Annotated in this window: 13 protein-coding genes; 7 read left to right on the top strand and 6 right to left on the bottom strand. The window is 34.2% G+C overall.

Annotated features, from left to right (window positions below; all coding sequences use genetic code 11):
• Window positions 1–137: 137 nt before the first annotated feature.
• The 4 genes from IMCC3317_RS01010 to IMCC3317_RS00995 all read right to left on the bottom strand — a co-directional run bounded on the left by IMCC3317_RS01010 (window position 138) and on the right by IMCC3317_RS00995 (window position 5,973).
• Window positions 138–1,244, bottom strand: coding sequence for a DUF2911 domain-containing protein (locus IMCC3317_RS01010; RefSeq protein ID WP_160127649.1), 1,107 nt, complete (start codon window positions 1,242–1,244; stop codon window positions 138–140).
• Between the two features lie 184 nt (window positions 1,245–1,428).
• Window positions 1,429–1,791, bottom strand: a complete 363-nt coding sequence (locus IMCC3317_RS23625; RefSeq protein WP_228054901.1) for an RDD family protein — start codon at window positions 1,789–1,791, stop codon at window positions 1,429–1,431.
• Between the two features lie 447 nt (window positions 1,792–2,238).
• Window positions 2,239–4,596, bottom strand: coding sequence for an endonuclease (locus tag IMCC3317_RS01000; RefSeq protein WP_160127648.1), 2,358 nt, complete (start codon window positions 4,594–4,596; stop codon window positions 2,239–2,241).
• A gap of 156 nt (window positions 4,597–4,752) precedes the next feature.
• Entirely contained in the window at window positions 4,753–5,973 is a 1,221-nt protein-coding gene (locus IMCC3317_RS00995) for a TlpA family protein disulfide reductase (protein WP_160127647.1), read from the bottom strand.
• A 127-nt stretch (window positions 5,974–6,100) separates the two neighbouring features.
• Between IMCC3317_RS00995 and IMCC3317_RS00990 the strand changes: the two genes are divergently transcribed.
• Window positions 6,101–6,472: a DUF2200 domain-containing protein gene (locus tag IMCC3317_RS00990; RefSeq protein ID WP_160127646.1), complete on the top strand. Its 372-nt coding sequence runs from the start codon at window positions 6,101–6,103 to the stop codon at window positions 6,470–6,472.
• Between the two features lie 156 nt (window positions 6,473–6,628).
• On the opposite strand, the gene IMCC3317_RS00985 is transcribed toward IMCC3317_RS00990, so the two are convergent.
• A complete protein-coding gene (locus tag IMCC3317_RS00985; RefSeq protein WP_160127645.1) occupies window positions 6,629–9,043 on the bottom strand; it encodes an outer membrane beta-barrel family protein in 2,415 nt (804 codons plus the stop codon).
• Between the two features lie 148 nt (window positions 9,044–9,191).
• On the opposite strand from IMCC3317_RS00985, the gene IMCC3317_RS00980 reads away from it, so the two are divergent.
• From IMCC3317_RS00980 to IMCC3317_RS00955, 6 genes are all read left to right on the top strand, one after another.
• Window positions 9,192–9,905, top strand: a complete 714-nt coding sequence (locus IMCC3317_RS00980; RefSeq protein WP_160127644.1) for a hypothetical protein — start codon at window positions 9,192–9,194, stop codon at window positions 9,903–9,905.
• Window positions 9,906–10,961 (top strand): sensor histidine kinase, encoded by a 1,056-nt coding sequence (locus IMCC3317_RS00975; RefSeq protein ID WP_160127643.1) that lies wholly within the window; start codon window positions 9,906–9,908, stop codon window positions 10,959–10,961.
• The gene (locus IMCC3317_RS00970) at window positions 10,958–11,683 is read left to right on the top strand and encodes a LytR/AlgR family response regulator transcription factor (RefSeq protein WP_160127642.1); all 726 of its coding nucleotides are present in this window, start codon (window positions 10,958–10,960) and stop codon (window positions 11,681–11,683) included. Before IMCC3317_RS00975 ends, IMCC3317_RS00970 begins: the two co-directional genes overlap by 4 nt.
• A gap of 273 nt (window positions 11,684–11,956) precedes the next feature.
• Window positions 11,957–14,389 carry a phenylalanine--tRNA ligase subunit beta gene (gene pheT, locus IMCC3317_RS00965; protein WP_160127641.1) on the top strand — a complete coding sequence of 811 codons (2,433 nt, stop codon included), beginning with the start codon at window positions 11,957–11,959 and terminating at the stop codon, window positions 14,387–14,389.
• Window positions 14,390–14,633: 244 nt separating this feature from the next.
• Window positions 14,634–14,789 carry a hypothetical protein gene (locus tag IMCC3317_RS00960; protein ID WP_160127640.1) on the top strand — a complete coding sequence of 52 codons (156 nt, stop codon included), beginning with the start codon at window positions 14,634–14,636 and terminating at the stop codon, window positions 14,787–14,789.
• 414 nt (window positions 14,790–15,203) lie between these two features.
• Window positions 15,204–15,356 carry a hypothetical protein gene (locus tag IMCC3317_RS00955; RefSeq protein ID WP_160127639.1) on the top strand — a complete coding sequence of 51 codons (153 nt, stop codon included), beginning with the start codon at window positions 15,204–15,206 and terminating at the stop codon, window positions 15,354–15,356.
• Between the two features lie 84 nt (window positions 15,357–15,440).
• On the opposite strand, the gene IMCC3317_RS00950 is transcribed toward IMCC3317_RS00955, so the two are convergent.
• Window positions 15,441–17,072 carry an ABC-F family ATP-binding cassette domain-containing protein gene (locus IMCC3317_RS00950; RefSeq protein WP_160127638.1) on the bottom strand — a complete coding sequence of 544 codons (1,632 nt, stop codon included), beginning with the start codon at window positions 17,070–17,072 and terminating at the stop codon, window positions 15,441–15,443.
• Between the last annotated feature and the right edge of the window lie 102 nt (window positions 17,073–17,174).

The following is a 17,174-nucleotide window of genomic DNA, read 5'->3' as shown; positions in this document are numbered from 1 at the left end:
TGTAAATGAATTGGTAGTAAAAATTAAAATTTATGCTTGCAAATATAAGAAAAGCGTCTATTATGAAATAAACGCTTTTTTTGTGATGAATGACTGCGATAGTTTCTCATTCATACAGCAATTTTTCTTTAATATTTTTAAATAGCTTCTCCTTTTTTCAATTTGTCCAAATTAGCTTGTACTCTACTTTTACTTGCGGCATTTGGCGCATTTTCTAATGCTTTTTTAAGATGTTTTATTGCAGGTTTGAAATCTCCTTTTGCAGAATATGCTCTTGCCATTCCGTAATGTACAGGCCAAGTTCCTTTGTGTTTTTTTGCATTATAGGTGAAGATTTCCATTGCTCTGTCGTTCATCTTTTGTGCTAATAATTGACGTCCATATTGATGAATTTCAATAACAGTTGCCAATGGTAATGCTTGATCTATTGCTGCTAAAGCTTCATCATTTTTACCTTGCTTCATTAATATAGCCGCTTTTATTTGTGTATTGGCAAATGTTTGTTGGCTATAAAATTGTCCTGCAATTGCATTATTAATCCACGCTAATGCTTCGTCTAAATCGCCACCATTATTAAGTGAAAATGCTGCCGCATCTTCCCAAGTTTGACGATTGAATCCTAGTTGATCTTGCATTGTTTTGCGAATATTAGCCAATACAATAGTTGTAACATCTACTTCAATGGCAAACGGAATTTCTTTCTTTTCCCATTGTAATGCCAATGTTGTACTATTCGGCTTTACCTCAATAAAATCAAAGGTTAATAATTCTTTAGTTGGAATTTCTTTTGATTGAACTTCTACGCGCAAAGCATCTTCCGATGGCTCATAAAAGTAACTTCCCCAAGAAGTACTGTTGTTTGAAAAAATAAGCGTTACGCTCCCATTTTCTTTGACTTCCATGTGTAATCCGTACGTTCCTGCTTTGATTGGCTTTCCTTCAATTTTTACATCGTTAGAGAATGTAATTACTGTGTTTTCATCAGCGCCAGCGCGCCAAGGAGATTCCTTTGCAGTTCCGAATCCGAAATTGTTCATTCCGTAAGGAACCAATTTTCCCCAAATTTCACGCCCGCGAACGCTAGGTCTTGAATATGTTACGCTGATATTTGTAATTCCAACCGTTTGAGAAACTGTAGCTTTTTGACTTCCGCGCGGCGTATTTATCTGTGCAAATGCTGTTGAAGTGAAGAGGAAGCACATAAAAACAGCAACACTAGCAACGTGTGTAATTTTTGATTTCATATAATTTGGTGTTAGTCAGTTAAGTTTATTTTAACAAGATAAGTCTTCAAATACAGTGTGTTTGTTATAGCTTTGTTAATGTTGACGTTAGATATGTTAATTAACATTTGTATGACTAAGTTCTAATTCTTCAAAAAGAAAAAAGTTCCTTTTAGAAGTTCTATATGTATTCTATTTGTATTTTTTATTCCACTGAGTCTTTTATAACTTTTGTTTGTGATAAAAGATCATGAATTCCATTTTTTGTAAACAGAAATGAAATTCGGTCAAATGGGATTAATCGGTAAAAACTGCGATAAATAATATCTCTATTTTCAGGTTTTTCTCCATTGATTTTTACAACTTTTGTTTTAGTCACAAATTTCCCAATAGTTTTTTGAAATTTGATTTCCATAATCGCATAGTAGGCAATAAATGTTCCGATAATCACAATGAAATTAATAATAGTTAACATTCGTTGGTCATTTAGTTGAACAAAAAAACCTATTACAAAACTGATTACAAATACTGAAAATAACCAAGCTATAGAGTCAATTATAAAATTCACAAATCTAATTCCTGAACCAACTACATTAGTGGCTACTTTTAATTCTTGTTCTTTTTCAATAGTTGCTTTTTCTTTTATTCTTTCAAAATTATTAGCGTCAATATTTCGTTTATTAATTTACAATTCAGCCGCCTCAATTGCGATTGGATTGTAACCATTTCTTTCAATAGTTACTATTTTTATTAATTCTTCATCAGATCGTTCTGACATTACTCGTTTAAATTCGTTTTCCATTCGGTTTGTTTATATTGATGTCAACATATATAAAAGTAGTTTCCGTTATATTTCTTATACCAATCTTTGAGTATATCATTAAAGTTTAGTTCCTGCTAAAACTATAAGAATCTCTACTAAAATCAAAATTATCCAGTGTTTTTAATTGCGATTGTAATCAAAAAAGCCCTGCAAATTGCAAGGCTTTCTTATTCTTAAATGTATGCTGATGATTTACTGTTTGATGAATTTCTTAGTTAAAATTTCATCGCCATCGTTGATCTGTAATATGTAGATTCCAGCTTTTAGGTTTGCTACATTAATCGTTTTGTTTGTTAACGTTCCAACTTTTACAACTTGTCCAAGTAACGAATGAATTTGATATTCAGCCGTTGCATCTGCAAAGATTTTTACTTGCAATTGACTTCTAACAGGATTCGGATATACCGTAAAATCTTCGTCTACAAATAAACCATCTTCTTCAGAAAAAGCTGAGTGTACTATGATATCTGATTTTGTTGGCTCCGAGTTCATTCTCGCGGAAGCGTTCACAATACCAGTAATCGTAACCTGATCTATATAGATTTGATCCGCATTTGCCGAAGCATCTGCTTGGAATCTAAACTTCGCATCGCTTACAAAATTATAACTTGATTTGCTTAAGGTTACTTTTGAGCTAAAGAAGTTATTATTTTGGAAATCGGTTCCACTTACATACGTACGAACTGTTTGCCAGCTAGAACCATTGTAATAACGCAACCAAAAATCTTCTCCCGTTTCCATACTGTATGAATAGAAATAGAATTCAACTTCTACCTCATCATACGGAGAAACATCTACATCGTTTAATGTCATTGAAGATTTTGTTCCTGAATTATCACGAAGACGTATAGAATAATTTCCTTCGTATGAATTGCTTCCTGAATATCGGTAGCAATCGCTTCCACCATCAACCCAACCGTCTAAGCCAGATTCAAAGAATCCTTCATGCAAAACAGTTGTGCTTCCTGCTGTTCCTGAACTTCCTCCATCTACAGAATGTGTTCCTAAGTTTGAAAAAGTGTCAGTTGCAAACGAATCCCATTCCGCAACTGCATAATTTGTGTTTGGACTTGTAACACTCGATTTTCGCACTAACGTAACATTCTGAGCAAAATTAGAACTTCCACCATTGAACGTTCCGATAATATCAATGAGCACATTATTTTTGAACAATCCGACAGGATCATTTCCATTAAAAGTCGCAACCGCGCCTCCTGTAGTTACGTCAGCTTGATTTTGGATGGTTGAATTCGCTGAACTATTCGCAATTACATATACATTTCCATCATTTAAATTTCCTGATAACGCATACGCTGATGACCAACTTCCTGCGCCATTTGTTTGTTTTTTGATCGTATAAATCGATAAATTGACACTGCTTCCGGTAAAGTTTGCAATTTCTAATGCTTTATTGTTTGATGAACCTTCAATGTATTCTGAAAAGAATAAATCGTCCGTACTTCCACCAGGATTTCCTCCGCCAGTTGTTGTCGTAATGGTTACTCCTGAACTAGCACTCGATGTATTTCCTGCGGCATCTTTAGCCGTGACTGTAAATGTATAACTTGTGTTTTCTGAAAGTCCCGATACATTATATGTTGTATTAGCTGTGTTCCCAATGAATACACTATTTTGAAATATCTCATAAGATGTTACTGCTGTATTATCTGTTGAAAAAGCCCAATTTAAAGTCGTTGCTGAAGTTGTCGTGTTAGATGCTACTAAACTTTGTGGAACTGTTGGAGCTTGCGTGTCACTTCCGCCATTTCCAAACTTATCTTCGGCTTGTGGTCCGCCCCAAATTTGAGTTGCAAACGCAGGATTGTCTACAAAAGGATTTCTATTTCCTTGAATGTTTGCTATAACACCATTACGTTGTGTTTCAAACGCAGAAACTGGATCGTCAACATTCCATTGTAAAAACAAATCAATCATGTTATTATCACTACTTACCGAACTTCCTGTTCCGACAAATGTTGGCAAACAACGGTTTCCGTAACGCAAGTACATAAACATAATCATACGAGCTGTATCACCTTTCCATTCGTCTCCAGGATACCAATCGCCACTAGGAACTATGTACGCAACTCCGCTTCCTGTTCCAAACTTTCGGTTGTTACGTGACGAATTTTGTTGCATATCGCACGGACGCAAGTTATGAGCATCTGCGCCAGCACCTGAAGTTCCTAACGCCGGATCTGCTAATGATTTTGCAAAAACGTGTTCTCTGTTCCAATCGCCAACGCTTCCACCATGCTGGTATTTATCGCGTGTTCTGTCTGTTTTAAAATTTCCATCAGTGTCATTATGTCCGTAAATTAAAATAACATCTGAATTGTTATTCGGATCTACGTCCGATTGTTCCAAAGCGTTCCAAACGCCTGGCGTATACGATAAATAGGTTGTGTGTGTTGAGATGATTTTAGTTGCCAGATCATCTTTTAAATCTGTTCCCGATTGCGATAAATTTACATCATTATAATACGAAGGGACCTGCGCATACGCAGTAATGCTTACGGCTAAAAATAGCCAGAGTAAAAGTTGTTTCATGTGGGTAATTTTTGGGTTAAGGTTATTTTCTACCCTTTAAAAATACTGTTATAAAACAGATTACTCATTATTTTATGACACTAAATTGTTTTCGTTACTCTTTAGAAATGATTTTTACGTTTATCCCTTACGTATCAAACTTTTAAACCGTAGCTTTTACTCGTTTTGAAGCTCCGAAACGAAATTTTCAAAGTCTTTTTTAAACGCAACATATTTATCGCCAGTTGCAGGTCCATTAAAACCTGTATGAATACGTCGGACTTTTCCTTGTTTATCTATAAAAATTGTGGTCGGATACGATAATACATGATTTAACATTGGTAATTTTTCTTGTGCTTTTTTCTTATCAGATGTTCCAAATTGTGCCAATAAGATTGGATACGGAATGTTGAGTCGTTTTTGTAAACGTTCCATATTAGCAACTGCTTTTTCCTTCGTTTTTGTATATTCAAACGCAAGTGCTATAAATTTTATATCTGGATTATTTTTTGCGTAATTTGAATAGTATTTTGATTCATCTAAACAATTTGGACACCAAGTTCCCATAATTTGAACAATTCGCACTTTTCCTTGAAGAGTTACATCTGAAAGCGAAATCATGTTATTATTTGCGTCTGGAAACGAAAAGTTGAATTCGTCATAACCTTCTTTAATATACGTTAAGCTTTTAGCGTCAGGCAATTCATACGTTTCGTTACGTTTTGCCATAAATGGTTCTTTCCAATGATTTCCCGATTGAAATTCTCCATTCATTGAATCATCTGTAACTGTTGCTGTGAATAGAAACGCATGCGCGCCGTCAAATACTGAAAGTTGCAATTGATCTCCATTTAAAGTTCCTTCCAAATACCGATAATCGCCTGTCGTAGTTCGGAATGTTCCTATAACTATGTTTCCATTTTGCTTGAAGATTCCTTTCGCAACATAACAATCATCTTCTGAATTTGGACTAAAAACAGTTTCCCAGTTTCCTGCGATGTTCGCTTTTGCATCAGTTTTTAATTTTGGAAAGCGATTTGTTTCGCCAAAAGTAGCCGTAAACGGAACAGTTCTGTCTAAAGAAACTTTTACAAATTCTCCTTTAATTGTGTTTGAATCTGTAAACTTTCCTTTTAAAACACCTTCATACACATCCATTTTAATCGTGATTGAATCTTCTTTGATCGTAATATCGTCTACCGAAATTCGTTCTTCTGCGTTGTGAATTTCAATTCCTTTGGCAGTTGTTGTGAAAATAAACGGCAATTCTTTTTCATCCTGAACCGTTAATGCAACGTGCCAAGATCCATCTTTTAGTGAAAATGTTGCAGTTTTAGTTTCTTTTTTTCCGCAGGAAACCAACAAGATTCCTAGAAATAGGATATATATTTTTTGCATGTAATTGGTTTTATGATGTTGTAGTTGAACGTTAGTTCGCACAATTATTCACAAATTACAATAAAAAGCGAGATGATTTTGTTTTGAGATAGATTTCGGTTAATTTTAAACATAAAAACTCGCAAACATGAAAGTTACTGAAGCACATATCAATCGAATTGCAACTATGAAGTTTGCCTCTGTGTATCCGCATTATGTTACTAAAGTTGAAAAGAAAGGAAGAACTATTGCGGAATTACACGAAGTAATTAATTGGCTCACAGGATTTAACGATTCTAAAATAAAAGAACTCATTGAAAGTACTATAACTTTTGAAACGTTTTTTGAAGAAGCAACTTTACATTCAAACGCGCATCTTATTAAAGGTGTGATTTGCGGTTATAGAATTGAGGAAATTGATAATGAACTCACACGAAACGTTCGGTATTTGGATAAATTGGTTGACGAACTCGCAAAAGGAAGAAAAATGGAGAAAATTTTAAGAAAAGAAAAATCCTAAATCAGTATACTATATCATTTCAAATATTCCTTTACATAGTTTTATTTAAGAAAATATCTAAAATCCAACAGCGACTTGTACTGAGCGAAGTAGAAGTAAGCGGTCTAGAATCTTGATTCTAGTAAGGACAAAATTTAATACACTACTAAAAATGTTTCACCCACCAATTCTTCCCTTTTCATCTTCTAAACTTCCATCACGTTTTTTAGCTTCTTTGACTTCACTGTTCCCAAACGAATAGCGAATGTAAAAATTTACGTTTCGGCTATCACTTCCGCCACGACCATCGATGCGTAAATTACCAAATTGCGTTGTACCTTGCCACGGACTTGTATACAATACGTCATTGATAGCTATTTTTCCTGTCCAGTTTTTCCACGATTTTTGCACAGCCAAATTGAGCGAACCCAAACTTTTGGTTTCATACGTTCCGCCCCAAATTGAAGGACTGCTATACCAACCGCTGACTTCAAGTTTTATGTCTTTTGGCAATGTAAATGTGTTTTGAGCATAGAAACCAAAAGTTTCCTGAGCAGTTGAAATAAACGCAGCATTTGTCGCAGTATATTTGTTATAAGAACCATATACATTTGCGTATACACGCCACCAATCGGATACTTTAAAAGGATAGGAAATACTCAAATTATACACTTCTTGATCTGCAACATTACGCGTACTCAAAAAGTTCCTATTATCTCCAACAGCTTCAGTAACTTGTGCAAAAAAATCGGACACGTACGAATAACTTATACTTGTGGTTAATGTGTATTTATATGTGTGAGAAAGTTTGAAATTATCCGTGTATTGTGGTTGTAAAAAAGGATTTCCGCGACTGAAACTGAGTTCATCTAATTGATATTCGAACGGATTTAAAATCTGATAGTCTGGTCGTTGAATTCGTCGGCTGTAACCTAGTCCCAAAGAATTGTTTGCGCCTGCTTGATAAGAAACGCCCGCAGATGGAAAAAAATCTGTATATTTTCTGGAAACTACTTGGTTTTTGCTTGTGTCTTCTGCAGTTAGATTTCCTTGAGAATTTGTTCTTTCCACACGCAATCCTGCTTGAAATTTCCAATTGTTGAATCCGAAATTGTATTTTGAATATACTGCGTAGATTTTTTCGTCATATTTGAATTGATTGCTTCGTGCTGTATTGAGAATGTTGTTTCCGTTGATGACATCAAAAAAGTTAAAAATATTATCTGTAATTACTTGAGAAACCTTAAAACCTGTTTCAAAAGTGCCGCTTCCAATTTTTTGTCCGTAATCAACTTTAGCCGCATAAATATTAATGTCGATTGGTGTTTCTTGATTCGTAATAATCGCATTTAGCACTTCTCCGTTTGGTGTTGTATAAAAATTTGGTTGGTTGTTGAATCGTTCACGACTGTAACGACCGTAATCTAAATCGGCATTAAAACTTGTACCAAGTGTATCTTGATAACGATAATTAAGGTTTGCATTTAAATTTGTGCTATTGTTATTTGAGCTATTCGGAGAACGCAAAATACTGTCCGTAATTCCTGTATTCCTATCTATAATTGGTGTTCTATTGTTTGAACGAGATTCAGAATCTCGCAAGTTGAGCGTAATTACCGTTCCTAATGTACTTTTCTTTGAAAGATAATAATCTGCGCCAGTTCTAAAATTATTTGAAAAACCATCAAATTCTGAGTCATTTTGCGCATCAAATATTTTGTTTCCTTGCGTTCTATATAAGTCTATAAATCCTGTGGATCGACCTAAATAATTAGAATATGTACCGAAAACATTCCACTTTTTAAATCGGCTATTTACTGATACCGAATTGTTTGTTCGAGCAAAATCGCCTATTGTTAACGTGCTAGAAATGCTTCCGCGCGTACCCAATCCTTTTTCTCTAATGAGTTTTATATTAATGATTCCTGCATTTCCAGCCGCATCATATTTGGAGGAAGGTTGCGTAATGATTTCTATACTGTCAATCGTATCTGCCTGTAACGATTGTAAAAATGCAGTCAAATCATCGCCTTGTAAATAATTTTGACGACCATCAATGTAAATTAACACACCTGATTTTCCTTCAACAATAACATTATTATTATTATCCAATCGCACGCCAGGTGCTTTTCGTAATATTTCGAGTCCATTATTTCCAGCACTACTGATTGTATTTGCTACATTAAAAATTGTTTTATCAGGTTCAACCTGAATAATAGGTCTTTCGGCAATAATCGTTACAGCTTCTAAAGATTCTGAAGAAATTTTGAGTTGAATTGCGCCTAATTCGTTTCTTCCGCTTGTCAGGGTTATTTCTTTTGTCAATGTTTCATATCCAACAAAAGAAATCTTTAAAAGATATTTTTTAGGCTGTAAATCTTTAATCATAAAATTCCCATCAATATCCGTAATTGTGGCTTTAATGAGCGTTCCTTCTGGAGAATTCAATAATATATTTACAAAAGGTAACGATTCTTTCGTTTCTGAAACGATGTTTCCTTGTATTGATATTTTTTCTTGTGTTTGACTTTGAACAGCATTCGTAAAAGACAGAAATAGCATGAAAGCCAAAAAAGTATACTTTATTTTCATAAGAGTTTAATTTTTAACAAAAATGGACAGTTTTGCAATAGTATGCAACCTAAAACTCACCAACGGTACTATAAATTGATGAGTTGCCCTTGGACCATTCGTGCATGTATAGGGCGACTCGTCAGAAGTTCGTTTTAAATTGTATCAAATGATTGTAGTTTTGAATGAAACTATAAAAGAAATCATCATGAAGAAAACATATGTATCTAGTATTCTATTGTTTTTTATTTTGTGTACATGCGTTGCTGAAACCAATGAATATAGCTATTTAAAGATCATTTTAAATAATCAAGAAACGATTAGCTATCCGCCAGGAACTAGTTTCATAGCGCAAGATGTACAAGGAAATACGGTTTTAAGTCCCGACGATTTAGAACAATTAAAAATTTATAACATCGTACAACCTATTACATTATTTGTGTTTGTCTCCTGGAATGACGAGCCAGATGTGCACGAACTTAAAAGTGGTAAATTAGTATTAGGAAAGACGAATAGAAGTTATAAAAAATCTTCTCCAAAAAAAGATAAAACTCCGCCAAAAGATCACTTTAGTCGTCCTACAGATGGCGATTATGCGCGTAGTATTAAAAATGAAAAATCTAATAAAAAGAAAAATCATAAAGTTTATATAACGAAAGAAAGGTATTTTAGCTACGACGAAAAAACAGGTTATAATGCGAGTCTTGAGTTTTCAAACGGCGTTGTTTTTTATTATCGTGATGGAAAAGCAACAGCTTGGCAAGATGGAAATGTACTTGACATTAAAGGAAAGTATCTTGTAAAAACTGCTGATGGATTATTTAAGATAAGTTACCGTCCAAAGACGAAAGAAATGTGGTGGGTTTTTGAAAAAGACAAATAGATGAACAGACGTATTTTTGGTGTAAAAATTTTTGAGATCGTTGCCTTAATAAGCACATATATTGTACTATCTATCGGCTATCATGTCACGTTGTGGTTTAATAGAACTTCAGATTATAGACTCTATTCAGATCTTCTAAATATAGAAAGTTGGTTTAACAACGAAGGATTACAATATGTAATAATGTTCGTGGCAACTTCGGTTGTTTGGATAGTTATTTTCAAAATTTTTAGACATTGGAAATTATGGCAACGCCTTTTATTACATTTTCTTGGATTGCCTTTTTTTATATTTTGTTCATGGAAAGTATTCTACCTTATTTGTGAATCTATCGGATATTGGCATATGAACGGTCCGGGGCAAGTTTGGGATATTTACATTCCGACATTAATCTATTTGATACAATTTTCACTCATTCATGCATATGAATATTATATAATTAATCAACGGAAAATACAAAATGAGGTAGAATTGACAAATGCTGCACTCAAAAGTGAACTTAGCGCCATCAAAGCGCAACTAAATCCACATTTTTTGTATAATGTATTTAATACGATCAATGCAAGTGTTCCTAAAGAAATGGAAGAAACACGGGAAATGATTGCTGAACTTTCAGACCTTTTTCGATATCAATTAAAAGCTAGCCGTGAAGATTTTGTAACGTTAGAAGAAGAACTCGATTTTGTAAAGAAATATTTAAAACTTGAACAAAGACGTTTTGAAGATCGGCTTAAAATTAATATCGATGTGTCGGATGATTTACTGACGCGTAAAATTCCACCAATGATTTTACAGCCATTAGTGGAGAACTCCGTAAAACATGGAATTTCTCCTTTGGTAGAAGGCGGAATAATCGATATTATCATCAAAGAAAAGGAGGATACCTTAATTTTTGAAATCAACGATACTGGAGTTGGCATTGCAAACAAAGAACATATTTTTGAACTTGGTGTTGGTTTAGGCAATACTCAAAAAAGATTACAAAAAATGTATAACTCTACGTTGACGTTTTCTGATAATGTACCAACTGGACTAAAAGTATATTTTGAATTATGAAGAAAGTAGTTATTGTAGACGATGAAAAATCTGGAAGAACGCTCATCAAAGAATATTTGGAATATCATAAGGAATTAATCTTAGTTGGGGAAGCAAATAATGGAGTTGATGCTATAAAAATAATCAATGAATTTAAGCCAGATTTGGTATTTATGGACATTCAAATGCCAGGATTAACAGGCTTTGATGTGTTGGAACACTTAAATGAAATACCAACGATTATTTTTAGCACTGCGTATGATAAATATGCCTTAAAAGCGTTTGAAGTCCACGCAGTCGATTATTTACTAAAACCGTATACAAAAGAACGTTTTGACAAAGCAATTAGCAAACTCAAAGACAATTCTCCAAGTCAAATTGCGCCGTTGGCAAATGAGCATATTCTCTCCAAACCAACATTTCCTGATCGGATTATTGTAGAAAAAGGCACAAAATATGTCACGCTAGCCACTGCAGATATTAGTTATATAGAAGCGTACGGAAGTTATTCAAAAATTTATGACGCTAAAGAAGGTTATTTGAGTAATCGTGGGATTTCACAATTGGAAGAAAAACTAAATCCTGAACAATTTATGCGCATTCATCGCAGTATTATTGTGAATCTTCCGTCTATCAAAGAAGTTTCGAAATATGGAAAAAGCTATATTCTTGTGCTAAAAAACGATCAAAAATTGAAAGTAAGTCGAAGTTATGCGAATAAGGTTAAAGAGTTAATTCTATAGACATTAGACCGCTTGGCTGTTAGATGCTAGAACGCTTCGCTTTTAGATGTTAGACTTAAGCACCTTAATTTATCTTTTATTTCAATATCATAATTTAATCATAATTAGCCTTTCAATGATTAGTTCAATAAATAAAACACACGCAAAACCAACTATATTCCATCAGCAAAGCGTTCTAAAATCTAGAATCTAATTTAATCCATCTTTGATGCGTTGTTATTTGTCAACTTACCGCATTATCTTATCTTTGTCGATTATTGAATACTGACAAGAATGAAAATATCATACAATTGGGTAAAGCAATTTATTCAACTCGACTGGAATGCTGAGAAAACTGGAGAACTACTAACCGATTTAGGCTTAGAAGTTGAAGGTATTGAGAAATATGAATCTGTGAAAGGTGGATTGGAAGGAATTGTTGTAGGACACGTATTGACATGTGTGCAACATCCGAATGCAGATCGCCTAAAAATTACAACTGTAGATTTAGGTTCCGGCGAACCTGTACAAATAGTTTGTGGCGCACCAAATGTAGCAGCAGGACAAAAAGTACCTGTGGCAACTGTTGGAACGACTTTGTATGACGCAGAAGGCAACGGATTTAAAATAAAAAAAGGTAAAATTCGTGGAGAAGAATCTCTTGGAATGATTTGCGCCGAAGACGAACTTGGCTTAGGCGAAAGTCATGACGGAATTCTAGTTTTAGACGATGAACTTGTTCCTGGAACGCTTGCTAGCGAAGTCTTTTCGATTGAAAATGATACGGTTTTTGAAATTGGATTAACGCCCAATAGAGCTGATGCAATGAGTCATCATGGTGTTGCGAGAGATTTGAAAGCTGGATTGTCTCAACAAGATATTAAATTAGAATTCATTACACCTTCTACGAGTAGTTTTAGAGTTGATAACAGAACTTTAAAAATGGACGTTGAAGTTGAAGATAAAACCTTAGCGCCACGTTATTGTGGTGTTACAATTTCTGGAATACAAGTGAAAACTTCGCCAGAATGGTTGCAACATCGTTTGAAAGCGATTGGTTTGACACCAAAAAATAATGTTGTTGATGTTACAAATTATGTATTGCACGAATTAGGGCAACCATTACACGCGTTTGACGCGAATTATATTTCTGGAAACAAAATCGTTGTAAAAACGTTAGAAGCTGGCACAAAATTTATCACGTTAGATGAAGTTGAACGCGAATTGCATGAAGATGATTTAATGATTTGCGATGCTGAAAAACCATTGTGTATTGCAGGTGTTTTTGGCGGTTTAAAATCTGGCGTGACCGAAGAAACCACTAATATTTTCCTAGAAAGTGCGTATTTTAATCCTATTTCGGTTCGTAAAACAGCCAAACGCCACGGATTGAATACTGATGCTTCGTTCCGTTTTGAGCGTGGAATTGATCCAAATATTACTGAATATGCGCTGAAAAGAGCCGCATTATTAATTCAAGAATTGGCTGGCGGAGAAATTACAAGTGATCTTACCGACAGTTATCCAGTAAAAATAGAAGATTTTCAAGTACGTGTTTCTTTCGAAAATGTTGCAAAATTGATTGGAGAAGAATTGCCAAAAGAAACCATTAAGAATATTTTATCTTCTTTAGAGATAAAAATTAATTCGGTAACTGATGGCGGATTAGGATTAACAATTCCCGCATATAGAGTTGATGTACAACGGGAAGCAGACGTAATTGAAGAAATTTTACGTGTGTATGGGTATAACAACATCAAGTTTGATGAAAAATGGCATACTTCTATTTCTGATACGTCTCGTTACGAAGATTATAAATTACAAGATGTTGTTGGTGCGCAATTGGTTTCACAAGGTTTTTATGAAATTATGACGAATTCATTGACAACTGCTTCGTATGTAGAACTTTCAGAACAATTGAAAGCGGAACATAATGTAACGATGTTGAATCCGTTGAGTAATGATTTATCAGTAATGCGTCAATCATTATTATTTTCTGGATTGGAAGCAATTTCACATAATATCAACAGAAGACAAAGCGATTTGAAGTTTTTTGAATTTGGGAAAACATATCACGCGTATAGCGAAGAAAATCGGGAAGAAGACAAACATTTATCAGTATTAATTACAGGAAATACAACCGCAGAAACGTGGCGACCAAACAATGCAGTTTCTAGTGATTTTTTCTATGCGAAAGGAATTGTTACGGCAATTTTAGAACGCTTAGGATTGAATTCATTAAAAGTATCGCCTATTAAGAATGACTTGTTTACGGAAGGATTGATGCTAAGTTTAGGTAAAACGAAGTTGGTAGAATTCGGTATTGTGAAACGAAAGGTTTTGAAATCATTCGATATAAAACAAGAAGTAATTTATGCAGATTTCAATTGGGATAACGTAATTGAAGTTGCTAAAAATAGAAAGATTAAGTTTAAAGAAATTCCTAAATTTCCGAAAGTTCGTAGAGATTTTGCGCTATTAATTGATGAAGCAACAACGTTTGCCGAAATTGACACTATTGCCAAACAAAGCGAACGAAATTTGCTGAAAGAAGTAAGTCTGTTTGATGTGTATCAAGGAGATAATCTGCCAAAAGGCAAGAAAAGTTATGCGGTAAGTTTTACGCTTCAAGATGAACATAAAACATTGACTGACAAACAGATTGATAAGATTATGAATAAACTTCAACAGAGTTTTGAGAAACAACTTGGTGCTGAGTTGCGATAATACTTTGACTTCGCTCAGTAACCTTTTTAGACCAACTTAGACTTGCTTGGATTTTCAGACTTTCTTAGACATTTTAGCTTGTTTGTCGGCACAAGTTGTGAAACTTGCGCTAGCGGGGATTTTTTTGCTTTAATAATGTACTAAGCTAAAAAATATTAGTAAGCCTAAAAAAAAATATGGCAAAACCGTAATTAACTGACAATTAGTTTTTTTAAGTTTAGGTATAACCAAAAAAACTTTTATCATGTTACACAAAATTTTAAATTTAGAAGGGTTTATTGCTCTTGAAAAGAAACAACAACAAACAATTTTAGGTGGTTCGCAACGCTATTGTAGTCATCGCAGACCGTGTGATCTTCCATATGCGTGTTATGGTGGTATTTGTAAAAGAATTCCATAATTGCAAAACTATTGTAAAATTTAGTCAGTATCTCGCCTATTAATCTTGATTATGCGAAACTGAATCAAATTTTGCTTGACGGAAGTCTGATATATCTAAAAACTCAACGATCTAAGAAAGTCTAACAATCCAAAAGCGAAGCGAGCCCAACAATCCAACAACAAAATTTTAGTTTAAAAGTTGAAAGGTTTATAAGTTTATCAAATGTGCAAGTAATTCACATACTAAAATACCAAAAGCACCTGAACTGAGCGAATCCGAAGTGAAGCGATACTAAAGGCAAAGCCGTTTCCAAAAGCGAAAGCGAGTCTAAAAATCCAAGAGCGAAGCGAGTCTAAAAACTATACGGTAAAACCGTAATTCATCTTAATATATTTTTTCGTATATTTAGTCTTTCGATTAAAATTATAAAGTATGTTAGATAAAATTTCAAATCTTGACGGATTTTCTTTTATAAATAAAAAAGGGCAACGAAACATCATTGGTGGTAAATTGCGCTATTGTAATCACAGAAGACCGTGCGATTTTCCATATGCATGTTATAATGGAATTTGTAGACTTCCTTAATCGTAAAATTTTAAAAAGTCTAAACAAAAAAGTCCCTTGAATTTATATATTTCAAGGGACTTTTTTATATGTAAACTTTCGTGATTATGCTTCTACACTATACATTTTATCACGTTGTTCTTTTATTTTATCGTCTTCCATATAATCTTCAAACGTTGAGTATCTGTCAATAACGCCTGTTGGAGTTAATTCAATGATTCTGTTGGCAACTGTTTGTGCAAACTCATGATCGTGTGTTGTGAACAACACTGTTCCTTTGAAGTTTTTTAACGAGTTGTTAAACGCTGTAATACTTTCTAAGTCTAAGTGGTTTGTAGGTTCATCAAGCATTAATACGTTTGCTCTAATCATCATCATTCGTGATAACATACAACGAACTTTTTCTCCTCCCGAAAGTACTCTTGCCGTTTTTAACGCTTCTTCTCCACTAAAAATCATTTTTCCTAAGAATCCACGAACGAATACTTCTTCGCGTTCTTCTTCTGTTTTTGACCATTGACGTAACCAATCTACCAAAGTCATATCATTGTCAAAGAATGGTGCGTTATCAACTGGCAAATATGCTTGCGAAGTAGTAACTCCCCAATTATACGTTCCGGCGTTAGCCTTTACATTTCCATTAATTATTTCATAAAAAGCAGTCGTAGCACGAGAATTTTTAGAAATAATAGCCACTTTGTCTCCTTTTGCAAGGTTAATGTTTACATCTTGGAATAATATTTCGCCATCGGCTTTAGCTGATAATCCTTCTACATGTAATATTTGATCTCCAGCTTCGCGTTCTCGGTCAAAAATAATGGCAGGATAACGACGACTTGAAGGTCTGATGTCTTCAATTTTTAAACGTTCCAACATTTTTTTACGCGACGTTGCTTGCTTTGATTTTGCTACGTTTGCGCTAAACCGAAGGATAAATTCTTGCAATTCTTTTGCTTTATCTTCTGATTTTTTATTTTGTTGTGCACGTTGTCTGGCAGCTAGTTGACTACTTTCATACCAGAATGTATAGTTTCCACTGTAGTGGTTTATTTTAGAGAAATCGATATCTGAAATGTGTGTACATACAGAATCTAAAAAGTGTCTATCATGCGAAACCACAATGACACAATTGTCATAATTTGCCAAGAAGTTTTCCAACCAAGAAATAGTTTCAAAATCCAAGTCGTTTGTTGGCTCATCCATGATTAATACATCAGGATTTCCAAAAAGTGCTTGTGCTAATAATACACGTACTTTTTGTTTTCCATCAAGTTCACCCATTAATGTGTAATGATTGGATTCTGGGATTCCTAAGTTAGAAAGCAATGCTGCTGCATCCGAATCGGCATTCCAGCCATTCATTTCTTCAAATTCCACTTGCAACTCTCCTACGCGTTCTCCATCTTTATCAGAGAAATCTTCTTTCGCATAGATATCATCCATTTGCTTTTTGATAGCAAATAAAGGTTTGTTTCCTTTAATGACCGTTTCAAGTACTGTATGATCGTCATAAGCATAGTGATCTTGCTCTAATACAGACATTCGTTTGCCAGGTTCCAAATGGACATGTCCCGAAGTTGGGTCCATTTTTCCTGAAATAATTTTTAGAAACGTAGATTTACCAGCGCCGTTAGCTCCGATAACACCATAACAATTTCCTTGATTGAATGACGTATTTACATCGTCAAATAATATACGTTTACCAAATTGTACGGATAAGTTAGATACTGATAACATTCTTTTACTTTTTTAATCTTTATATATTGCGCAAAAGTAAGAATTACATTGAATAATACTAAGATTTACATCGAATATTATCTTATACCAATTGTTATTTGA

The sequence above is a fragment of the Kordia antarctica genome, assembly GCF_009901525.1.
GTDB lineage: Bacteria > Bacteroidota > Bacteroidia > Flavobacteriales > Flavobacteriaceae > Kordia > Kordia antarctica.
The sequence above is the reverse complement of the archived record's forward strand: the minus strand, read 5'-3'. Positions and strand labels throughout refer to the sequence as shown.

What these genes read in the sequence shown, in the direction of transcription:
- IMCC3317_RS01010 (WP_160127649.1), bottom strand. Translation starts at nt 1,244, where the DNA reads ATGAAATCAAAAATTACACACGTTGCTAGTGTTGCTGTTTTTATGTGC.
- IMCC3317_RS01000 (WP_160127648.1), bottom strand. Translation starts at nt 4,596, where the DNA reads ATGAAACAACTTTTACTCTGGCTATTTTTAGCCGTAAGCATTACTGCG.
- IMCC3317_RS00995 (WP_160127647.1), bottom strand. Translation starts at nt 5,973, where the DNA reads ATGCAAAAAATATATATCCTATTTCTAGGAATCTTGTTGGTTTCCTGC.
- IMCC3317_RS00990 (WP_160127646.1), top strand. Translation starts at nt 6,101, where the DNA reads ATGAAAGTTACTGAAGCACATATCAATCGAATTGCAACTATGAAGTTT.
- IMCC3317_RS00985 (WP_160127645.1), bottom strand. Translation starts at nt 9,043, where the DNA reads ATGAAAATAAAGTATACTTTTTTGGCTTTCATGCTATTTCTGTCTTTT.
- IMCC3317_RS00980 (WP_160127644.1), top strand. Translation starts at nt 9,192, where the DNA reads ATGATTGTAGTTTTGAATGAAACTATAAAAGAAATCATCATGAAGAAA.
- IMCC3317_RS00975 (WP_160127643.1), top strand. Translation starts at nt 9,906, where the DNA reads ATGAACAGACGTATTTTTGGTGTAAAAATTTTTGAGATCGTTGCCTTA.
- IMCC3317_RS00970 (WP_160127642.1), top strand. Translation starts at nt 10,958, where the DNA reads ATGAAGAAAGTAGTTATTGTAGACGATGAAAAATCTGGAAGAACGCTC.
- pheT (WP_160127641.1), top strand. Translation starts at nt 11,957, where the DNA reads ATGAAAATATCATACAATTGGGTAAAGCAATTTATTCAACTCGACTGG.
- IMCC3317_RS00960 (WP_160127640.1), top strand. Translation starts at nt 14,634, where the DNA reads ATGTTACACAAAATTTTAAATTTAGAAGGGTTTATTGCTCTTGAAAAG.
- IMCC3317_RS00955 (WP_160127639.1), top strand. Translation starts at nt 15,204, where the DNA reads ATGTTAGATAAAATTTCAAATCTTGACGGATTTTCTTTTATAAATAAA.
- IMCC3317_RS00950 (WP_160127638.1), bottom strand. Translation starts at nt 17,072, where the DNA reads ATGTTATCAGTATCTAACTTATCCGTACAATTTGGTAAACGTATATTA.